Here is an 18,758-nt window from a genome sequence, read left to right as displayed (position 1 = left end):
GGAGGTGGGGAGTCAGGGAGTATTTGAAAATTTCCCTCCCCGTCTCCTCGCCTCCCTGTGAATTTGCCGAAGAATTTAAGGGGATTCCTTAGGCTGTCGCCTGTGTGGACGTCACCCGATCTCGCGGTAGTCGAACCAGTCGAAGTCCGCGTGCAGGCGTGTGCCGGCCAGGTCCTGGCACGCCATCCCGACGAAATTGCCCGTGAACCCACAGGGCACCGCGTGCTCGTCCGACAGGATCGACGCGTCGTGCTCCCACCCCACCGTGTGGTAGGTGACGCCATCCCGCGAGTAGAAGAACGATATCCGATCGTCCTTGATCTCGAGCCGCAGGAAGATGTTCTCCGCCCCGTCCAGCACGTACTCCTTCTCGACCGGGAACGTCAGGTTCCCCCGCTCGCACTTCATGAGCGAAAGGGCCTTCTCGGCGTGCTCCGCCCGCGAGACGTAGAGATAGTAGAACGAGTCCGTGCTGTAGAACGCAACGATGCCCGCCATCTGCTGGAAGTGCTGAGGGGCGAATTGCATGCACGTCGTCGCTTGCACGTGCTTGGCCTGCTGGCGCTTCGCGACGAGGCTCTGCTCGAAGTTCGAGGTGATGCTCTCGCGCCCGATCAGGCGCAGGTACCCGGGTCGGGCGGCGAGGCTGCTCACGTCTGCCGGCCGCACGCGCGGCGACTGCCACTCGATCCCCAGCGCGGGCTTGTCGAAGTCGTCGCGCTCGGGTGTCTTCGGCCATTCGTGGCGAGCCAGGTTCGGCCCCTCGTAGACGTCCAGCGGAACCTGCCCGCCCGAAGTCAGCCGCGGCCACCCCTCGACCCAGGTGATCCCCTGGAGCGCCGTCTCGCGTCCCAGCGTCGACCGGCCATTCTTCAGCGGGCGACGGCACAGGTGCGCGAACACCCACGAGCCGTCCTTGTTCTCCACGAAGCTACCGTGACCGGCGCTCTGGAGCTGCAGCTCGGGGTGGGACGCGCTGGAGATGAGCGGATTGTTGGGCATGACCTCGTAAGGGCCGTGGATCGAGCGAGAGCGGGCCACCGTCGCGGCGTGCGTGATGAACGTGCCACCCTCCGCGGTGAGCAGGTAGTAGTAGCCGTCTCGCTTGTAGAGGTGCGGCCCCTCCACGAGCCCGAGCGCCGTGCCTCGGAAGATGTTCTCCACCGGACCGACGAGCTTCTTCTCCTTCGGGCTGTACTCCTGGAGCAAGATCCCACCGAACGGGTTGTTGCCCGGCCGGTGATCCCACACCATGTTCACAAGCCACTTGCGGCCGTCGTCGTCGTGGAACAGCGAAGGATCGAACCCCGAGCTGTTCAGGTACACGGGCTCCGACCACGGCCCGGTGATGGAAGGCGCGGTGACCAGGTAGTTGTGGACGTCCTTGAACGACCCCGCCCAGCGTCGCGAATTCGTGTAGATGAGGTGAAACAAGCCGTCCGCGTAGGTCAGGCACGGCGCCCAGATCCCGCCGGAGTTGGGGTTGCCGCGCATGTCCAGCTGCGAGTACCGCTCCAGCGGCCGCGCGACCACCCGCCAGTTGACGAGGTCTTTCGAGTGGGAGATCTGGACGCCCGGGTACCACTCGAACGTCGAGGTCGCGATGTAGTAATCGTCGCCCACGCGAACGATCGACGGATCGGGGTTGAACCCTCTCAGTGCCGGATTTTCCACCTTGCTCATTCACTCACCTTGATTGTCTCGTTGTGTTCCAGCGCAGCCAGTCCTGCTTCCAGAGCTCGACGGATACGCCCGGCACCGCAGGCGCACCCTGCCCAGGTCCCCCCGCTCGCGCGCTGGAGTGAGGCACCGGAGGTGCGTGTCCACAGGCAGCTCGGGATGCGGCGTGGGGGAGAAGGCGTCATAAGGGAACGTGGCGTCTGCAACGTCGCCCCTGCTGGTTCCCGCGTCTGCCGTCTGTGGCCGCGCTGCCGGACCCGCCGGAGGAGCTCCGCCGTCGGCGCGCGAGGGTAGCACCGCGCGCGCGCGCGTCCAGGCGCTTCGTCGCGCTGCGCGGGCGCCTCCGGCGAGGTTGAGCGACCGCGCGCCCGCTCACTCCGCTGCCGCCGCGAGCTGCGCCGCATCCGCCGGCCGCGCGCGGTTCCACGCGGACGCCACGGCGGCGAGCGACGCCATGTCGGCGTCCCCGTGCGTCCCCGCCCCGAAGCTGCGCTTGCGCCCGACCGAGATGGCCACGTAAGCCGCCGTCTCGTCGCCGGCGCTCCTCGGGAGCGCGTGCGCCGCGTGCTCTTCCACCGCGATCGCGATCCCCGCGTGGCGCGAGAGCGCGCTCGCGAGCGCCTCGACGGGACTGCCGCCGGCGGCGCTCAGTACGTGGGCGGCGCCTCGGATCTGCACATGGAACTCGTGTCGTTCGTCCGCGCTCTGGCCGACGCGCCTGTACCGGGTGACGCGGAGCGGCCCTGCGCGGTTCACGTACTCCCGCTCGAAGATCGCCAGGATCTCGGCCTTCTGCACCTCGCCCTCGGTCCGCTCCGCCCTGCGCTGCACGGCCTGGCTCACCTCGACGGCGAGCCCCCTCGGCAGCGTGTAGCCGTGGTCGTGCTCGAGCACGTAGGCCACGCCGCCCTTGCCCGACTGGCTGTTCACGCGGATCACCGCCTCGTAGCTGCGGCCGACGTCCTGCGGATCGATGGGCAGGTACGGCACCTCCCAGAGCGGGCTCCCGCCCTCGCGCAGCGCCTTGAACCCCTTCTTGATCGCGTCCTGGTGCGACCCGGAGAAGGCCGTGTACACGAGCTCGCCGACGTACGGGTGGCGCGGGTGGACCGGCAGGCGGTTGCAGTGCTCGACCGTCTCCTTGATCGACTGGACGTCATGGATCTCGAGCTCGGGATCCACGCCCTGGGACATCAGGTTGAGCGCCAGCGTCACGACGTCGACGTTGCCCGTGCGCTCGCCGTTCCCGAACAGCGTGCCCTCGACGCGATCGGCGCCCGCCATCACGGCCAGCTCCGCCGCGGCCACGGCGGTGCCGCGGTCGTTGTGCGGGTGCACGCTCAGCACGATGCTGTCGCGCTGCTTCAGGTTCCTGTGCATCCACTCGATCTGATCCGCGTACACGTTGGGCGTCGACATCTCGACGGTGGCGGGCAGGTTCAGGATGATCTTCCGTGATGGCGTGGGCTCCCAGACGTCCATCACGGCCTCGCAGATCTCCTTCGCGAAATCGAGCTCGGTGCCCGTGAAGCTCTCGGGGGAGTACTCCAGCGCGACCTCGGTCCCGGGCGACCGCGCCGCGAGCTCCTTCACGAGCCGGGCCCCGCGCACGGCGATCTCGACGATGCCCGCGCGATCCAGGCCGAACACCACGCGCCGCTGGAGCGTGGAGGTGGAGTTGTAGAGGTGGACGATGGCGCGGCGCGCCCCGCGGATGGCCTCGAAGGTGCGCTCGATCAGCTCGGCGCGCGCCTGGGTGAGCACCTGGATCGTCACGTCGTCCGGGATGAGCCCCTGGTCGATGATCCAGCGCACGAAGTCGAAGTCGGGCTGCGATGCGCTGGGGAAGCCCACCTCGATCTCCTTGAACCCCATGCGCAGGAGCTCGTGCCACATGCGGAGCTTGCGCTCGAGGCCCATGGGCTCGACCAGGGCCTGGTTGCCGTCGCGCAGGTCCACGCTGCACCAGCGCGGCGCGCTCTCGATCACGCGGCTGGGCCAGCGGCGATCGGGCAGATGGATGGGCTGAAAGGGCTTGTACTTGTGGACAGGCATCGTGGACATGACAGGACTCCCTGAAAGCTGGCGATGGGAGTCGTCACGACACGACGACGCGGCGGAGGACCCCCATCGGGACCAAGGAAACCGAGGGGGGCCGTACTGCGAGGAGCGACGTCGTCAGCAGCGCGCGCAAAGGCCCCCGGGCCGTAGGCCTAGGCAGGGGCGTAGGGAGCGCGCGCGAGGGACGGACATCGAGGTGCAGCCTAGCGAACATTCGCGCGCCTGTCCAGCCCCGCGACGTGAGGGGGCGGGCACGTCGCGTGCTGTGTGATTGCGCAGCCGTTGCCCGGCGTTCGGCTGGCGCGCAACGGGGGGATCACGGCGATGCCGGTTGGCGCGACAAAACTGTACGGTAGTGTCGATGACGATGCCTGGAGCGAGCATCGATGGCGCGCCTTCTGGCATGCGATCGGGCTCTGTCGGTTCGAGCCCGGTGAGCTCGATCCTTACCTGCGTTCCATGATCCGCCTCGGTGAAAGCGATCCGTTCTATGAGCCGGTCAGAAGGAATTCCCTTTCCGCGCTCCTCCGCGACGAGTTCGACGACCATAGCTCGACGTCTCCGCGCTCCTTCGAGGAGTTCGACGATAGCTCGACGATTCCTTCAGATATGGCTGCTCCGCCGCCGGAGGCTGGTGATCCGTGAGGCGCCGCGGTGCCTGCCTGCGCGCGATCGCGAAGGGTGAGATCGCGCGCTCCACCGGTACGTAGCGGCGCGACGGACATGGACGGTGCATGTGCGTGCGCGCGCACACTCGTGCTGCGACGCGCGGGGCGCGGATGCCAGTGTGAATGTTAAGGCTATGATCAAAGCCTCCTCGTGTATCATCGTCTGTCGGTCGCTCCGGGCGCGAGATCACGGCGCATGCGAGGGTGGGTTGATATGTGGAATCGACGATCGCTTGAACGATGGTCGCTCGCTGTCGCGACCGGGGTTGTCGTCTCTGCCTCCGGCTCCGGGCAGGCGCGCGCGGACGACGACGCACCGCCTGCTGCGCCGGCCATGCAGACACAATCCCTGCCTGCGCTGCAGGCTCCTCCGCCTCCGGGCCTTTACGGCGCCCCGCCCGCGGGCCCGAAGGTGCTCCCCTGGAGGGAGGGCGAGCCGGTGCTGCCCGGCTATCATCCGGAGACGCGCGTCCGCAAGGGGCTCGTGATCAGCGGCGCGATCGTCTTCGGAACCGTCTACCTGTTCACCGCGATCGGCGGCGGCGATGCGGTATACCGCGGCTCCCCGGGTTACGCGGCGCTGTTCGTGCCGTGCGCGGGCCCCTTCATCACCCTGGCCACGACCCGGCAGGACGACCTCGAGACCATGGCGCTCGTCCTCGACGGGCTCGTCCAGATCACGGGAGCCGCCCTGCTCGTGCCAGGCCTCGTCGTGCCGCGAAGGGTGCTGGTCCGCGACGACGTCAACCAGCCGTTCGTGCTCCCGACGCCGATGGCGCTCGGACCGAGCAGCGCCGGGCTCGGCCTCGTCGGTCGATTTTGATCGAGCGACCTCTCCGGCAAGACGGGAGCTATCCCTCGGCAGATCGTCGACCCGCCGGGGAAGGCCCCGGGGCTTCACCGGCCAGCTCGAAGGCAACGTGCAGACGATCGAGCAGGCGTACGAGCGGGGACAGATCCGGTTCCCCTTCTGGGCGCACCCGATCCCGAAGTTCATCGCCGGGACCGGCGGCGGCGTGACGGCGGCCACGCTCAGCTTCGCCTCCGTGCGTTCCGCGCCGCTCAGCCCTTCATGTTTGCGAAACTCGGGCTAGGCTGGCTCGACGCCGCGTTCGTCCGCCTCCGGCGGGTTCAGCGGGAGCTCCACCACGAACGTCGCGCCCGCGCCCGGCTTGCTCTCCACCCGGATGGATCCGCCGTGCGACGCCACGATCGCGCGTGCGATGTAGAGCCCGAGCCCGAGGCCGCCGAAGTTGCGCACCGACACCGCGCGCTCGAAGCGCTCGAAGATCCTGCTCTGATCGGCCTCCGCGATCCCGATCCCCTCATCGCGGACGACGAGCAGCGCGCGATCGGCCTGCCGCCGCACGCCGACGAGGATGGGGCTGCCTGCGCCGTACTTCATCGCGTTCGACAGGAGGTTGATGACGACCTGATCCAAGCGAGCCGGATCCCACTGCCCGACCACGGGCCCTTCCAGATCGAGCTGCGTCCGGCAGTGGGACGCCGCGAGCTGCGGCCGCATCCGCTCGACGACCTCGTGCGCCAGCGCCGCCAGATCGACCTCCGCGCGCGCGAGCGTCAGCCGCCCGGCGTTCAGCCGCGTGACGTCGAGCAACTCGTCGACCAGGCGCCCGAGCCGCGACGTCTGGCGGCCGAGGATCTGGAACATCGACTCGATCCGCTCCGCGGGGAGCTCCGCGAGCGAACGGCGGCGCAGCAGGCGCTCGACCGCCTGCACCTGCATCTGCAGCGAGGTCAGCGGGGTCTTGAGCTCGTGAGAGGCGACGACGAGGAACTCGTCCCGCCGCTGGATCGCCTCCTGGGCCTCGGTATACAGTCGGGTGTTGTCGAGCACGAGCGCCGCGCGGCACCCCAGCTCCTCGGCCAGCCGCAGCTCGGCGGGGCCATAACGGCGCTCGGGAGCGGTCGCCAGCAGGGTCATGACGCCGAAGTACCGGTCCCGCGCGGCCATCGGGACCCGCAGGAACGCATGAACGCCGAGCTGCTCCCAGAGAGGCCTGACCCGCGGGTCGAGCGAACCCACCTGCTGGAGCAGCGGCGTGACGCGGCCGGCTTCGCCCTCGGCTCCGGCCGGCGACGCCTCTGCCAGCAGGCGCAGCGCGTCCTTCAGCGCTTCCAGCTGCTCGCCGGGCACCCCTGCCGTGACCGTCCAGTCCGGCGTCCTGCCCTCGAAGAGCACCTCGACGACGCACTGATCCGAGAGCTCGGGCACCGGGAGCTGCGCCACGCTCTCGAACGTCGCGCCGTAGCCGAGGGCCATCAGCTTGCAGCTCGCCTCGGCCAGGAAGCGCACGGCCTGCTCGGTCCGCTTGCGCTCGGTGATGTCGGTGGAGATGCCGCCGAGCGCGCGGGGCGCGGGCCCCTCGCCGAGAGGGAATTTGACCGACAGGAAGGTGTGGAGCCCGTCCTCCAGCGGGATCTCCTCCTCCCACTCCATCGGCACGCCCGCGTCGAGCACCTTCCGGTCGTGCTCGCGGACCATTTCGGCGATGGGAGCAGGGAAGAGCTCGGCATTGGTCCTCCCAAGGAGCTGCTCGCTCGGCACGCCCAGGAGGTTGCCCACGTGCCGGTTGGCGAGCAGATGTCGGCCGTCGCGATCCTTGATGTAGACGGCCGCCGCCGAGTTGTCGACGATGGCCTGGAGCATCTCCTGATTGGCCTTGAGCGCCTGTTCCGCGCGCCGCCGCTCGGCGTTCTCCTGCTCCACCTCGGCATAGAGCAGGGCGTTCTCCAGCGAGATGGCCGACTGCGAGGCGAGCAGCTCGACGACGCTGAGCCGCCCGGGAGTGAAGGCGCCGGTGACGAGGTTGTTCTCCAGGTAGAGCAGGCCGATGAGCCGGGCCTGGTGCACGATCGGCAGGCACAGCACCGATTTCGGGCGCTTGTGACTGAAATACTCGTCCTCCATGAACGGGTGCCGGGCGGCGGCGTCGTCGAGCAGCACGCGCTCGTGGCTTCGGCGAACGTAGTTGAGGACGGACCGCGGCAGCGCGGCCGAAGGCGCCTCGCCCGCGTCGAGCAGCCGCACCGCGCCCCCAGGTGTCTCGATCGCCGCCGCGGTCGACAGGCGATCCTCCCGGAGCAGGAGCACATGTCCCTTCTCGGCGCCCGCGTGCTCGACCACGATGCGCAGCAGCGTCTCGAGCAGCCGCGGGAGCTTGAGCTCGCCGGAGATGCTCTGCGACGCCTTCACCACCGACAGGACGTCGAACTGCTCGGCCCGGACGGCGAAGGTGACGGTGGGCGCGATCGGCTTGCGCGGGGCGAGATGGGGGTAGCGCTGGTCGAGCTGCTCCACCTTGGCGTGGGCGCCCCACGTGAAGTAGCCGGCGCGGGCCTTGCGCAGGTAGCAGTCGGCGGGCGTCGCGAGGTCGCGCGCGCGGTAGAACCCCGCGGCGAGCTCGCTGGCGATGGCCTCGTGCTGGATGAAACCGCCCTCCCGCGCCGACGCGATGGCCTGCTCGTAGTGCCGGATGGCCTCCGGCTCGTGCCCCCGGAGCCGGGCGATCTCGGCGCGGACCAGGGCGTGCTTGTGGAGGAAGTTATCGGGGCCGCTCCTGGCCCACTCGCCGAGCTGCCGCTCGCACTCGAGGAGCCGCTCGGGGAGCGCCCGCGGCGGGGAGGGCCCCGCCTCGTGCGCCTCGTCGAAGAGGGCCGCGAGCGAGAGCGCGAGATAGTAGAAGTTCTCGGCGATGAGCGGGTACGGCGCGATCCTGAAGGGGTTCTCGACCATCACGCGGGTCGCCGCCGCGGACGCCTCCCTGGGAGAGCCAAGCACGAAGAGCGCCTGCGCCTTCAAGCTGTAATAGAGAGCGCGAACGCCCTGCAGATCCCCCTCCTCCAGCTGCGCCTCGAAGGCCGGCGGATCCAGATCGGACCCGTCCAGCATCGAGAAGCGGACCGGCCTCCCGCGCAGCGTCTGGAGCATGGCGTGGTCGCTGAGGAGGGCGATGTGCGCGAACGCGTAACCGGCGCTGCGCACGAAGCCGAGACGCTCGTCGACCTCGCGGAGCACGTCCTCCAGCGGCTCGCCAGAGAGCAGCCGGAACACCGCGGCCCAGAGGCAGCTGAAGCACGCGTTGTTCAGATCGCCGGACTCGACCGCGGCGCTGAAGCCGGCGCGCGTGTACGGATACGTCTCTCGGTAGTGGCGTGTCCAGAAGACGACATGCTGTCCGAAGAGGTTGATCACCACCGATTTCGTGGTGAGGAGGCCGCTCCTGTCCGCCAGGTCGCAGCCGAGCTTGCCGAACCGATAGGCCTCCTGGTATCGCCCGAACGTCGGGCCGATCACCCTCGCGAAGGCAGTGTACGCATACGCGGAGCTCTCGGCGCTGCCGTGGCGCAGGCTGAGCTGGACCATGCGCAGGACGACGAGAACGTGCAGGTCCGGGTCCACGAAGACCGCTGGGAGGACTATGCGCTGCAGCACGCCCATCGTGATCTCGATCTCCGGGTTCGTCATGGGGGGCAGATGGATCAGGTCCTCGATGGCCCGGTCGCCCAGGGCCTGCCAGACCCTCTCGGTCTCCTCGTCAATCTGTGCGCCTGAGGGATGCAGCGGCAGATCGATGTCGCAGGCGCGGAGCCACGAGAGGCCGATCTCCACCGCGCGGGCGTATTGCCCGCGGGTCTGATAGAAGGCAAGGACGAGCTCGACGACGGCGGCCGTCTCGCGCCGGGTCCTCGCGCGAGCGCGGAGCTCTTCCAGGAGCCGCTCGGCCTCGTCGAAGCCGCCGGTGATGTACGCGACGTGCGCGCGCTCGAGCGTCAGGTCGTAGGTCAGCTCGTGTTGCGTCTCCCAAGAGTCCGGCGCGAGCAGGGAAAGGCCCGCGGCGAAGAGCGCGGCGGCGGACTGGAAGGCCGCGGCGGCCTTGGCCTTCCTGCCGGCGCGGAGGTTCAGCGCCGCGACCTCGTGCCGCTCCGCCCGAGAACGGATGAGCGCGGCGCCGCGGTTGAGGTGGCCGACGACGTCGAAGAGCGCCTCGTCGCGCTCCTCCGCGCGCTGCGCCCTGAGGAGCAGCCGGCCGATCCAAAGGTGCATCTCGGCGAGCTGTCCCGCCGGGATGAGCGAGTAAGCGGCTTGCTGCACCCGGTCGTGAAGAAATCGATAGGCGTCGCCTCGGCGGAGGAGCAGCCCCTCCCGCACGGCCTCCTCGAGCGCGTCGCGGAGCTCCGCCGCTTTCCGGCCCGCGACCAGCGCGAGGGTGTCGAGATCCAAGCTGCTGCCGAGGCACGCGGCGAGCTTGAGCGCGTCCCGCGTCGGGACCGAGAGCCGCTTCAGCTTGCCCGCCATCAGCTCGACGACGTTGTCGGTGAACCCCTTGTCGCGGATCGCGGCGATGTCCCACCGCCACCTGCCCGCGTCCGCGTCGAAGGCGATGAGCCCCTCCTGGTGCAGCGCGATCAGGAACTGGAGCACGAAGAACGGATTACCGCCGGTCTTCTCGTAGACCAGCTGCGAGAGCGGCTCGACCTGGCCTTCGGGCGCGTGGACCGTCTCGGCGACGAGCGCCCCGACGTGGGCGGTGGAGAGCGGTTCGAGGACGAGCTCGGAGACAGCGGCGCCGTGCTGCCGCACCTCGGCCAGCGTGAGCCGCAGCGGGTGCGCGGGGCCGACCTCGTTGTCGCGGTATGCGCCGATCAGCAGCAGGTGCGCGGGCCCGGCGTAGGTGGCGAGCTGCTCGAGCAGCTGGAGACTGGCCGCGTCGGCCCACTGCAGATCGTCGAGGAAGAGCGCCACGGGGTGCTCCTTCCGGGCGCACGCCGCGACGAAGCGCTGGAGCGTCGCGAGCAGCCGGCTCTGGGCCTCGGCGGGCGGCAGCTCGGGCACGGGCGGCTGGGGGCCGAGGAGCAGCGTGAGCTCGGGGAGCACGTCGGCGAGCAGCCTGCCGCTTTCGCCGAGGGCCTCCCGGAAACGCTGCCTCCAGCGCTCGACCTGCTCCTCGCTCGCGCCGAGGATCTCCTGAAAAAGCGCCTGGAACGCCTGAAGGAAGGCGCGGTAGGGGACGTCCTTCGCGGTTTGATCGAACTTGCCGGAGAGGAAGAACCCCCGCTCCCTCACGATCGGCCGGTGCAGCTCGGCGACGAGCGACGATTTCCCGATGCCCGCATAGCCCGATACGAGCACGAGCTCTGGCCGGCTCTGCGCCACCACCCGCTCGAACGCGCCGAGCAGCGCCTCCACCTCGCGCTCGCGGCTGTACAGCCGCTGCGGCACCTGGAACCGGTCGGAGACGTCGCGCTCCCCGAGCGCGAAGGGCGGAATGGCGCCGCTCGTCCGCCACCTCGCGAAGCACTCGGCCAGATCGTGCCGCAGGCCGGCCGCGCTCTGGTAACGCTCCTCGGCGGCCTTGGAGAGCAGCTTGAGCACGACCTCCGACAGGAGCGGGGGAATCGAAGGGACGAGCGTGTGCGGCGGGAGCGGCCTCTGGGCAATGTGGCAATAGACCCACGCGACGGGATCGCTGGCCCGGAACGGCAGGGTGCCCGTCAGCATCTCGTGGAAGACGACGCCGAGGGAGTAGAGATCGGTCCGCTCGTCGATCCAGCGGTTCATCCGGCCTGTCTGCTCCGGGGCCATGTACGCCAGGGTCCCCTCGATGAGCCCGGCGTGCTCGAGGTGCTGGAGCTCGCGGGGGATCCGGGACGCAATCCCCAGATCGGTGATCTTCACCTCGCCGGTGGCGGGGTGGAGGAGCAGGTTCTGAGGCTTGATATCCTTGTGAACGACGCCGTGTCGATGCACCTCGGCGAGCGCCTCCACCAGGCGGACGGCGAGGGGGAAGAAGCGCTCGAGCGGCATCGGCCCTTCCTGGAGCCGATCGAGCGACACGCCGCCGAAATCCTCCAGGACCAGCGCCGGCTGATCGCCGAGCATCTCGAGCGCATAGGGCTTGACGATGGCCGTGGTCTCGAGCGCCCGGGCGACATCGTACTCGTGACGCAGCCGCTCGAGGGCACGGGGGCTCGCGTGATCGCGCCGGAGGACCTTGAGCACCACGGGAAGGCCGTCGTCTTCGCGCACACCCCGGTAAAGAAGGGTGTCTGACCCCTCGTAGAGGACCTCAATGATGGCGTAACGGGACGAAGCCCCTGGATCGGAGCAGACGGGAATGGTGGTGTGCACAGGAGCCCCACTGTGGATGATGTGCGACAGATGCTGCCATGATGGGCGCCCATCGCTTTGAGCGGAAGAGGCGCCGGACATCATCCATCTTCCGCCGTAGATCCCCAGCGCGCGCCGCACCCCACACCGGCGCCTCGCTGTCGATGATATCGTGGCAGGACCTGCCCCGCATGCTGGCTCGTGAACGTCGTCGCCGCCCACCGCTCGACCGACCTCTCATGCCGCAGCGCACGGAAGCGCTCGCTCGTCGCCGTCGTGGACGGTGCCCACTTCCGCGCCTGGAGGATCAACGACAAGGTCGAGAAAGGCGGGCGGCGGAACCCTCAATCCACCCATCTGGAACAAAAAGTGGGAGAGCTCGATGATGCATAAAACAGCGATGATTGGCTGTTTCCGCGCCCTCTCCGTAGTGGATATCCGCCCGATCTCGCTCCGTGTCCGTGATGCGGCGCGGCCACGGCGTCGAGACGGGATTTCTGATTCACGGAACTAGGGCTTGTCGAACTCGGGGATGAGCTTGCCGATCTGGCGAATGCTGCTCATGACCTGCTCGTGCGACAGGCGCCCGACCTGCTGGAAGCTCAGCAGGCGATCGATGCCGAGGTCCTGGTAGAATTTGATCTTCTGCCGGCACGTCTCCGGGCTGCCGACGATGAGCGAGTTCTGCTCCTTCAGGGCGTCGAACACCTCCTCGTTCGGGACCTCTTCGTTCTGCATGATGCGGGCGAGGACCGCGTTGGCCTTGGTCTCGGCCGGCGTCTTCCCCGCGCGGTCGCGCAGGAGCTGGCCCACGAGGCCGCCGCCCGCCGGGTCCTTGGCCAGCGCCTGCTCCTCGGCGTGGGTCCGCAGGAAGTGCTCCTTCGCCTCGAAGAACGTGAAGGACCCGTTCGTGTACCACGCGGCCGCGGAGGCGGCGCCGTTCTCCATGGCCTGCTGGTCCGTCTCGGCGCAATGAGCGAACGTGAAGAACCCGACCTGGTTGTTGATGAACGCGCCGACGGGGCGCTCACACCGGCGGATGGCCTCACGGTAGATGCCGATCCACTCCTTCACCTGGTCGGGCGGCGCCCACAGCGTGACGCCGAGCGCGCCGACCCCGTTGCGCCCGGCCTGCTCGAACGAGGCCAGGCTCGAGCAGGCCTGCCAGAGGGGCGGGTGGGGCTTCTGGTACGGCTTCGGGATGATGGGCACGTTGTTGATCTCGGCGTCCTCGCTCTTCCAGGAGAACCGCTCCTGCGTCCACATCTTCGGGATCATCTCGAACGCCTGCTGCATCTGATCGCGCGTCCGGTCCGGAGGGATGTTGAACGTGCGCCACTCCGGGATGGTCGAGCGGGCCAGGCCGAGCTCCAGGCGCCCGCCGCTCAGGTGATCGAGCATGGCCGCGCGCTCGGCGACGCGGATGGGGTGGTTGAACCGGAACGGCGACAGCACCGAGGAGTGCCCGAGCCGGATCGACGTCGTGTGCTGCGAGATCGCCGCGAGCATCACCTCCGGCGCCGACGAGTAGCTGAACTCCTCGGCCGTATGGTGCTCGACCTGCCACCAGCAGCCGTACCCGAGCCGATCGGCGAGCTTCGCCTGCTCGAGGGTGTTCATGATGACCCTGTGCTCGTGGTCCTCCGACCACGGACGGGGACTCTGCATCTCTGTGAACAGGTCGATCTTCATTACTTCCTCCCTCGCGAGTGCCGCGCGCCAAGCATCGATCCGTCGCGTACAAAACGGCAATGTGTGGTTTGGCGCACACCAATCTACATGTCGATGGATCGCCGGAGTCGGGCGCTCAGAGGCTGTGATGTGCGTGTGGACCGTTGCGGGAGACCTCCCGTGGAGGGCTCCTCGGGTGCCGGCGGTCCCGGCCCCGGGGCGCTCCGGAGGGCGCGCGCCATCGCCACGTCTTCGCCACAACCTCTCCGCGTCTGTTCCTCGTCGGGCGCGCGGGTGCGCCTCACCCGGGGGGTACGCCCAGGGAGGTCTGCGGCGGCCGTGACCAGGCCGCGCAGCGCTCACCCCCATGGAGGTCCTTGTGCAGGCGCAAGCTACCTGTCTCCCCGTAACGTCATCGCCCGAGGCCGGCACGGACGCCGGCGCAAAAGATCCCGCGGAGCGTCGAGACGACGCCCCCGCGGCCCCTGTGCCCGGCACCGCCGCGGAGCCCACCGCAGGCGCCGGACACCGCAGCTGGACGGCCGCCCTCCTCGCGGAGCGGCCGGCCTCGGACCTCCGCGGCGACCTGTCCAGGTTCGGCGTCGGCGTCGGCCTCGCCTCGCTGTACGGCCTGGCGCTCGGCGCGCGGCAGGGCGGCGCGTCGTTCGCCCACCACGCCGCCGGTGTCCCTGCGGCCATGGTCGCCGTCGCCTGCGTCGGCGTGCCGGCGCTCACGATCGTGCTGACCCTCTTCGATGCGCCGCTCGATCCGCCCCGCGCGCTGTCGGCGACGGCGCGCGCCGCCGCCTCGACGGGCCTCGTGCTCGGCGGCCTTGCGCCCGCCTCGGCGCTCTTCGTTGTCACGAGCGGGTCGGACGTGACGGCGGCCCTCATGGGGCTGCTCGGCCTCGCGGTGGGCGGCGTGGTCGGCGTCGGCTTCTTGCTGCGCGACCTCGGCGCGGCGCTCCGGCGCGACGGCGGTCTCGTCAGGCTCTCCGGGGCGACCGCGGCGCTCGTCGGGTTCGCGGTGTTCGCCGTGGTGCTCGCCCTGCGCGTGTGGGCGGAGACGCTCCCGATCCTGAACGGGGGTGTCTCGTGAGCGCCTCCGTCGTGAGCCGTCTCCTCCGGGCGCCCGCCGAGGTGGCCGCAAGCTGCCGTGAAGACAGGGACATCCGCGCCATCGCGCTCGCGTCGCTCGGCGCCATCGCCCTCGGCTCGGCCGTGTTCGGCGGCGTGATCGGCAGCTTCCGCGGCAGGGAGCAGATCGTCTATGCGGCCATCAAGGTGCCGCTGGCGATGTTGATCACGCTCGCGCTCTCGGCCCCGGCGTTTCACGCGTTCTCGGCCGTGCTCGGCCGCCCGTGGCCCATGCGGTCCGTCATCGCGCTCGCCCTCGCCTCGGCGGGCCGCTCGTCGCTCGTGCTGCTCGCGTTCGCGCCCGTGCTCTGGCTGGCCATCGACGTGGGGCTCGGCTACCACGCGTCCTCGGTCGCCGCCTGGCTCGCCTACGCCGTCGCGGGCCTCGCGGCGTTCAGCGTGCTCGTGCGGGGCATCGGCGCGGGCCGGGGCCGCTGGCTCACTGCGGTCGCCTTCATGGCCGTCTTCTTCGCCGTCGGCGGTCAGGCCGCGTGGATCCTCCGGCCCTACCTCGGGCGGCCGAGCGAGAAGGCGGTCCCCTTCCTGCGCGCCAGCGAGGGGAGCTTCTACGACGCGCTCTTCCGGAGCTTCCGATCTGCGCGCGGGATCTATGACGACCACGGGCATCCGCCCGATCCAGACGACTACCCGCACGGCTACCCCTACCCGTACGAAAACGAGGACGGCGACGCGCGCGACGGCCTGACGGGGAGCGAGCAATGAGCCTGCGCGACCTGGCGGTCCTGTACCTGATCGCGGGGCTCGCGTGCGCCGTGGCGGTCTACCGCGCCGCGCGCCCTGACGGCCACGGCGCGCGCCGCCGCGCCGCCCTCTCCGCGGCGCTCTGCGTGCCGCTCTGGCCCATCTGGGCGCCCGTCGCGCTCACGGCGGGCCGCGGGGAGGGCGGCGGGCGCGCGGGCGGCGCCGCGGGCGATGCCGCCGCGCGCGTCCTGGGCGCGCTGCGCGAGGGGGTCAGCGCGTGCGCTGGCACCTCGTTCGAGGCGCTCCTGTCGCGCGAGGCGGCATCGCGGATCGAGGCCGAGGTGGCGCGCGCCGCCGCCCGCCACGCGGAGCTCGACGCGCTGCTGCGCCAGAGCGGCTTCGACGAGGGCGCCGCCGCGGCGCGCGTCGCGGAGATCGAGCGGGGCGGCGGCGGCGCGGGCGCGCGGTCGCTGGCGACGGCGCACCTCCACCTCGAGAACATCCGGCGGCTGCGGGCGATGCGCGACCGCGACGCCCGCGCCCTCGAGGAGCTCGCGGATCTCGTCCAGGCGCTGCGCACGCAGCTCGTGCTGGCGCGCTTCGCCGGATCCTCGGTCGAGGGCGTCGGTGGTATCGTGTCCGAGGTCTGGGCGCGCGTGGAGGGCCTCGGCGCGGCGATCGACGCGCACGACGCCGGAACAGAGGGACCGATCGCGACGTGAGCAAGCACATCCTGGTCGTCGACGATGAGGCGCGCATCCGCGAGGTGCTGCTCTACGCCCTGCAAAAGGAGGGGTACGCCGTGACGGCGGTGGCCGACGGGCGCGCCGCCGTCGAGGCGGCGGGGGCGGGCACGGTGGACCTCGTGGTGCTGGACGTGATGCTCCCCGAGCTCGACGGCCTCGAGGTGTGCCGGCGGCTGCGCGCCGGGAGCAGGACGCCGATCCTGTTCCTGTCGGCGCGCGCCGACGAGGTCGACCGGATCGTCGGCCTGGAGCTCGGCGGCGACGACTACCTCACGAAGCCGTTCTCGCCGCGGGAGCTCGTGGCGCGGGTGCGCGCGCTGCTCCGCCGGACCGAGGCGCCCCCGCCCGCGCCGGCGCCCACCGGCGCGCGCGCCGCGGTCCTCCGCCACGGCCCGATCGAGGTCGACACCGAGCGTCACGAGGCGCGGTACCTCGGCCAGCCGGTGTCGCTCACGGCGACGGAGCTCGGCGTGCTCGGCGCGCTGCTGGAGCGGCCCGGGGTGGTGCTCTCGCGCGGGCAGCTCATGCAGCGCGCCTACCGCTACGACAACCTGATCACGGAGCGCACCATCGACACGCATGTTCGCCGGATTCGTGCGAAGTTCCGCGTGCTTGGCGGCGATCCGATCGCGACCGTCCACGGCGTCGGTTACAAGCTGCAGGGGGCGTAGCCGGGCCGCGATGCCGGGCCCCACGATGATCGAGCGCCTGCGCTGGGAGCTCGGCCGGATCCGCGTCCGGCTGCTGGTCGTGAACCTGGTGGTGCTGCTCGTGCCGGTGGCGGGGCTCGAGTTCGCGCGCCTCTACGAGCGGCAGCTGCTCGGCTCACTGGAGCGCGACATGGCGAACCAGGCGGTCCTTGTCGCGGCGATGCTCGGATCGGATCTCGACCGGGGTGTCGAGCTTGGCGCGCTCGATCACCGCTACGTCTTGACCCTGGCCGCGAGGCACACGCGCACGCGTGTCCGGATCCTCGACAGGGCGGGCGGGGTCGTCGTGGACTCGCACGAGAACGGCCCGCCCGAGGGGCCCGAGCCGGCGGTTCCACGTCTTCTCTCGACGAGCGGCCGTGGACAGGGCTCGTCGGGCCTCGCGGATTTCGCCAACGGGGTGCGCCGCTTCGGCGAGAACGCGCGCGAGAGCTGGCCCGAGGTCGGGGACCGCCCGGAGGTGCGCGAGGCGCTCGCCGGGCGCCGCGGCGCATGGACGCGCGTGCGGGAGCGGCAGCCGGCGGTGTTCCTGTTCCTGGCCGAGCCGATCCGGCGGGGCGGCGAGGTGGTCGGCGCGGTCTACGTGGTCCGCTCGACGCAGCCGGTGCTGGTCGAGCTGCACCGGATCCGCTCCGGGCTCATCCGGGTCCTCGTGGTCGCGAGCCTGTTCACGGGCCTCGTCACGCTGGCGCTCGCGTGGTCGATCTCGAGGCCGCTCGGCAAGCTGTCGCGCGCGGCGAAGCGCATCGCGGCCGGCGAGCGCGACGTCGTGGTGCCCGTGTCGGGGACCGGCGAGATCCGCGAGCTCGGCGCGTCGTTCGCTGCGATGAACGAGCGGCTGGGGGCGCGGCTGCGCTACATCTCGGATTTTGCGGCCGATGTGGCGCACGAGTTCAAGTCGCCGCTGACGTCGATCCGGGGCGCCGCCGAGCTGCTCGACGAGGGGGCGGCGGACGATCTGGAGGCGCGGCGGCGCTTTTTGCGGAACATCGAGCTCGACGTGGCGCGGCTCGACCGGCTCGTGTCGCGGCTGCTGGAGCTGAGCCGGATCGAGGCCTCGAGCGAGGCGATGACGGTGCTCGATCTGGAGGCGCTCGTGGCGCGCGTTGTGGAGCGGCGCGCGAGCCCGGGGCAGCCGGTGGAGCTGCGGTACGAGATGCGGACACGGCTGCTCCGGGCGCGGCAGACGGACCTGGAGACGGCGCTCTTGAACCTCGTCGACAACGCGGTGAAGTTCTCGCCGCCGGGAGAGGCGGTGGTGGTGACCGTGGAGGGCGGGGAGGGGCGGGAAGGGGAGAGGACGGCGAGGATCTCGGTGCGTGACCGCGGGCCGGGGGTGCCGCCGCAGCACCTGCCGAGGATCTTCGACAGGTTCTTCACGACCGACGAGGGCCGCGACGGGACGGGGCTCGGGCTGGCGATCGTGAAGAGCGTCGTCGAGGCGCACGGCGGGGTGGTGACGGTGGAGAGCGCGCAGGGGGAGGGGGCGAGCTTCGTGGTGGAGCTGCCGGTGAGGCAGTAGAAGGTGGATGAGGGGTGATGGTGTTGCTGGATGTGAGGTCAGTGCGCTCGACGCTTCTCGTCGAGGGTCGCCTGTAGCAGCAGGAGCATCGCCCGATCCTTGGGCCGGGTCAGCTTCGCCTTGACCTCGATCAGCCGTTCCAGCGACAGGACGCGGACCAGCACGCCGGCTACCTCGAGTACCGTGGAATCGGGCAGGAGATCTTCGTAGCACGTCGATTCCTCGATCGTTGCCAGCACGTCGAGGACCCCGTGCTTCGTCTGGAGCAGCTTGTGTGCGGTCGAGCGGAGGTGCGACTCGTTCGGGACGAGCCGTCGTGGGTCGGTGCGGAAGACGGCTTCAAGGTCTGCCTGGGCGGCCATGAGCCGGACGATGTTGTCGTCCGAGCGGGAGTACACGATGTCGATGTCGATGGTAGTCACCGGGGCGCCCTGCAACGCTGCAGCCATCCCGCCCACAACGATGAACTCGACATTGCGGTGCACAAGCGCGCGAAGGATGTCAGCGAGCGCCATCGGGGGGCTCACGCACGCTCATGATCAAATCGATCGAGCTCTGCACCTGCGCCAGCCGCTCCGTGGGGGACAGGCTGAGCATCCAGCGGACGAGGGAGCGGTCCACGCCGTTCTCGTCGTAGGGGCTGTCGTCCAGCTCCTCGGCGGGAGGGTTCAGAGGCTCGGGCATGCTCCGAGCCTAGCATGCGGGGGCCGGCAGGCCGTGGGCACCCTT

The 18,758-nt window shown here is 70.2% G+C and carries 15 protein-coding genes; 9 read left to right on the top strand and 6 right to left on the bottom strand.

Annotated elements, in window-relative coordinates; translation table 11 throughout:
• Positions 1-111 precede the first annotated feature (111 nt).
• Both WME82_RS26650 and leuA read right to left on the bottom strand, forming a co-directional pair.
• Complete coding sequence (locus WME82_RS26650) at positions 112-1,683, bottom strand: glycoside hydrolase family 43 protein (protein ID WP_438037592.1); 1,572 nt, start codon at positions 1,681-1,683, stop codon at positions 112-114.
• Positions 1,684-2,052: 369 nt separating this feature from the next.
• The gene (gene leuA, locus WME82_RS26645; RefSeq protein WP_438037591.1) at positions 2,053-3,744 is read right to left on the bottom strand and encodes a 2-isopropylmalate synthase; all 1,692 of its coding nucleotides are present in this window, start codon (positions 3,742-3,744) and stop codon (positions 2,053-2,055) included.
• Between the two features lie 264 nt (positions 3,745-4,008).
• Between leuA and WME82_RS26640 the strand changes: the two genes are divergently transcribed.
• From WME82_RS26640 to WME82_RS26630, 3 genes are all read left to right on the top strand, one after another.
• The gene (locus WME82_RS26640) at positions 4,009-4,386 is read left to right on the top strand and encodes a hypothetical protein (RefSeq protein WP_438037590.1); all 378 of its coding nucleotides are present in this window, start codon (positions 4,009-4,011) and stop codon (positions 4,384-4,386) included.
• A gap of 357 nt (positions 4,387-4,743) precedes the next feature.
• Positions 4,744-5,232 (top strand): hypothetical protein, encoded by a 489-nt coding sequence (locus WME82_RS26635; protein ID WP_438037589.1) that lies wholly within the window; start codon positions 4,744-4,746, stop codon positions 5,230-5,232.
• A 97-nt stretch (positions 5,233-5,329) separates the two neighbouring features.
• On the top strand, positions 5,330-5,503 hold the full coding sequence (locus WME82_RS26630) for a hypothetical protein (RefSeq protein ID WP_437739290.1): 174 nt from the start codon (positions 5,330-5,332) through the stop codon (positions 5,501-5,503).
• Here WME82_RS26630 and WME82_RS26625 read toward each other — a convergent pair.
• Positions 5,500-11,562, bottom strand: coding sequence for an AAA family ATPase (locus WME82_RS26625; protein ID WP_438037588.1), 6,063 nt, complete (start codon positions 11,560-11,562; stop codon positions 5,500-5,502). The genes WME82_RS26630 and WME82_RS26625 overlap by 4 nt on opposite strands.
• Before the next feature lie 180 nt (positions 11,563-11,742).
• Here WME82_RS26625 and WME82_RS26620 point away from each other — a divergent pair, with 180 nt between their 5' ends.
• Positions 11,743-11,934, top strand: a complete 192-nt coding sequence (locus WME82_RS26620; RefSeq protein ID WP_438037587.1) for a hypothetical protein — start codon at positions 11,743-11,745, stop codon at positions 11,932-11,934.
• A 117-nt stretch (positions 11,935-12,051) separates the two neighbouring features.
• Here WME82_RS26620 and WME82_RS26615 read toward each other — a convergent pair whose 3' ends face one another.
• Positions 12,052-13,233: an LLM class flavin-dependent oxidoreductase gene (locus tag WME82_RS26615; RefSeq protein WP_437911406.1), complete on the bottom strand. Its 1,182-nt coding sequence runs from the start codon at positions 13,231-13,233 to the stop codon at positions 12,052-12,054.
• 358 nt (positions 13,234-13,591) lie between these two features.
• Here WME82_RS26615 and WME82_RS26610 point away from each other — a divergent pair, with 358 nt between their 5' ends.
• The 5 genes from WME82_RS26610 to WME82_RS26590 are packed head-to-tail and all read left to right on the top strand — an operon-like array spanning position 13,592 to position 18,029.
• Entirely contained in the window at positions 13,592-14,311 is a 720-nt protein-coding gene (locus tag WME82_RS26610) for a hypothetical protein (RefSeq protein WP_438037586.1), read from the top strand.
• Positions 14,308-15,072, top strand: coding sequence for a hypothetical protein (locus WME82_RS26605; protein WP_438037585.1), 765 nt, complete (start codon positions 14,308-14,310; stop codon positions 15,070-15,072). Before WME82_RS26610 ends, WME82_RS26605 begins: the two co-directional genes overlap by 4 nt.
• A complete protein-coding gene (locus WME82_RS26600; RefSeq protein WP_438037584.1) occupies positions 15,069-15,773 on the top strand; it encodes a hypothetical protein in 705 nt (234 codons plus the stop codon). Before WME82_RS26605 ends, WME82_RS26600 begins: the two co-directional genes overlap by 4 nt.
• Entirely contained in the window at positions 15,770-16,468 is a 699-nt protein-coding gene (locus WME82_RS26595; protein ID WP_438037583.1) for a response regulator, read from the top strand. The genes WME82_RS26600 and WME82_RS26595 overlap by 4 nt, the downstream gene beginning before the upstream one ends.
• Before the next feature lie 10 nt (positions 16,469-16,478).
• Positions 16,479-18,029, top strand: coding sequence for an ATP-binding protein (locus WME82_RS26590; protein ID WP_438037582.1), 1,551 nt, complete (start codon positions 16,479-16,481; stop codon positions 18,027-18,029).
• 38 nt (positions 18,030-18,067) lie between these two features.
• Here the strand turns inward: WME82_RS26590 and WME82_RS26585 are convergent, their stop codons facing one another.
• Both WME82_RS26585 and WME82_RS26580 read right to left on the bottom strand, forming a co-directional pair.
• A complete protein-coding gene (locus WME82_RS26585) occupies positions 18,068-18,544 on the bottom strand; it encodes a nucleotidyltransferase domain-containing protein (protein WP_438037581.1) in 477 nt (158 codons plus the stop codon).
• Positions 18,531-18,713 carry a hypothetical protein gene (locus tag WME82_RS26580; RefSeq protein ID WP_438037580.1) on the bottom strand — a complete coding sequence of 61 codons (183 nt, stop codon included), beginning with the start codon at positions 18,711-18,713 and terminating at the stop codon, positions 18,531-18,533. Before WME82_RS26580 ends, WME82_RS26585 begins: the two co-directional genes overlap by 14 nt.
• Between the last annotated feature and the right edge of the window lie 45 nt (positions 18,714-18,758).

The organism is Sorangium sp. So ce128 (assembly GCF_051525245.1).
GTDB classification, from domain to species: domain Bacteria; phylum Myxococcota_A; class Polyangia; order Polyangiales; family Polyangiaceae; genus Sorangium; species Sorangium cellulosum_B.
The sequence above is the reverse complement of the archived record's forward strand: the minus strand, read 5'-3'. Positions and strand labels throughout refer to the sequence as shown.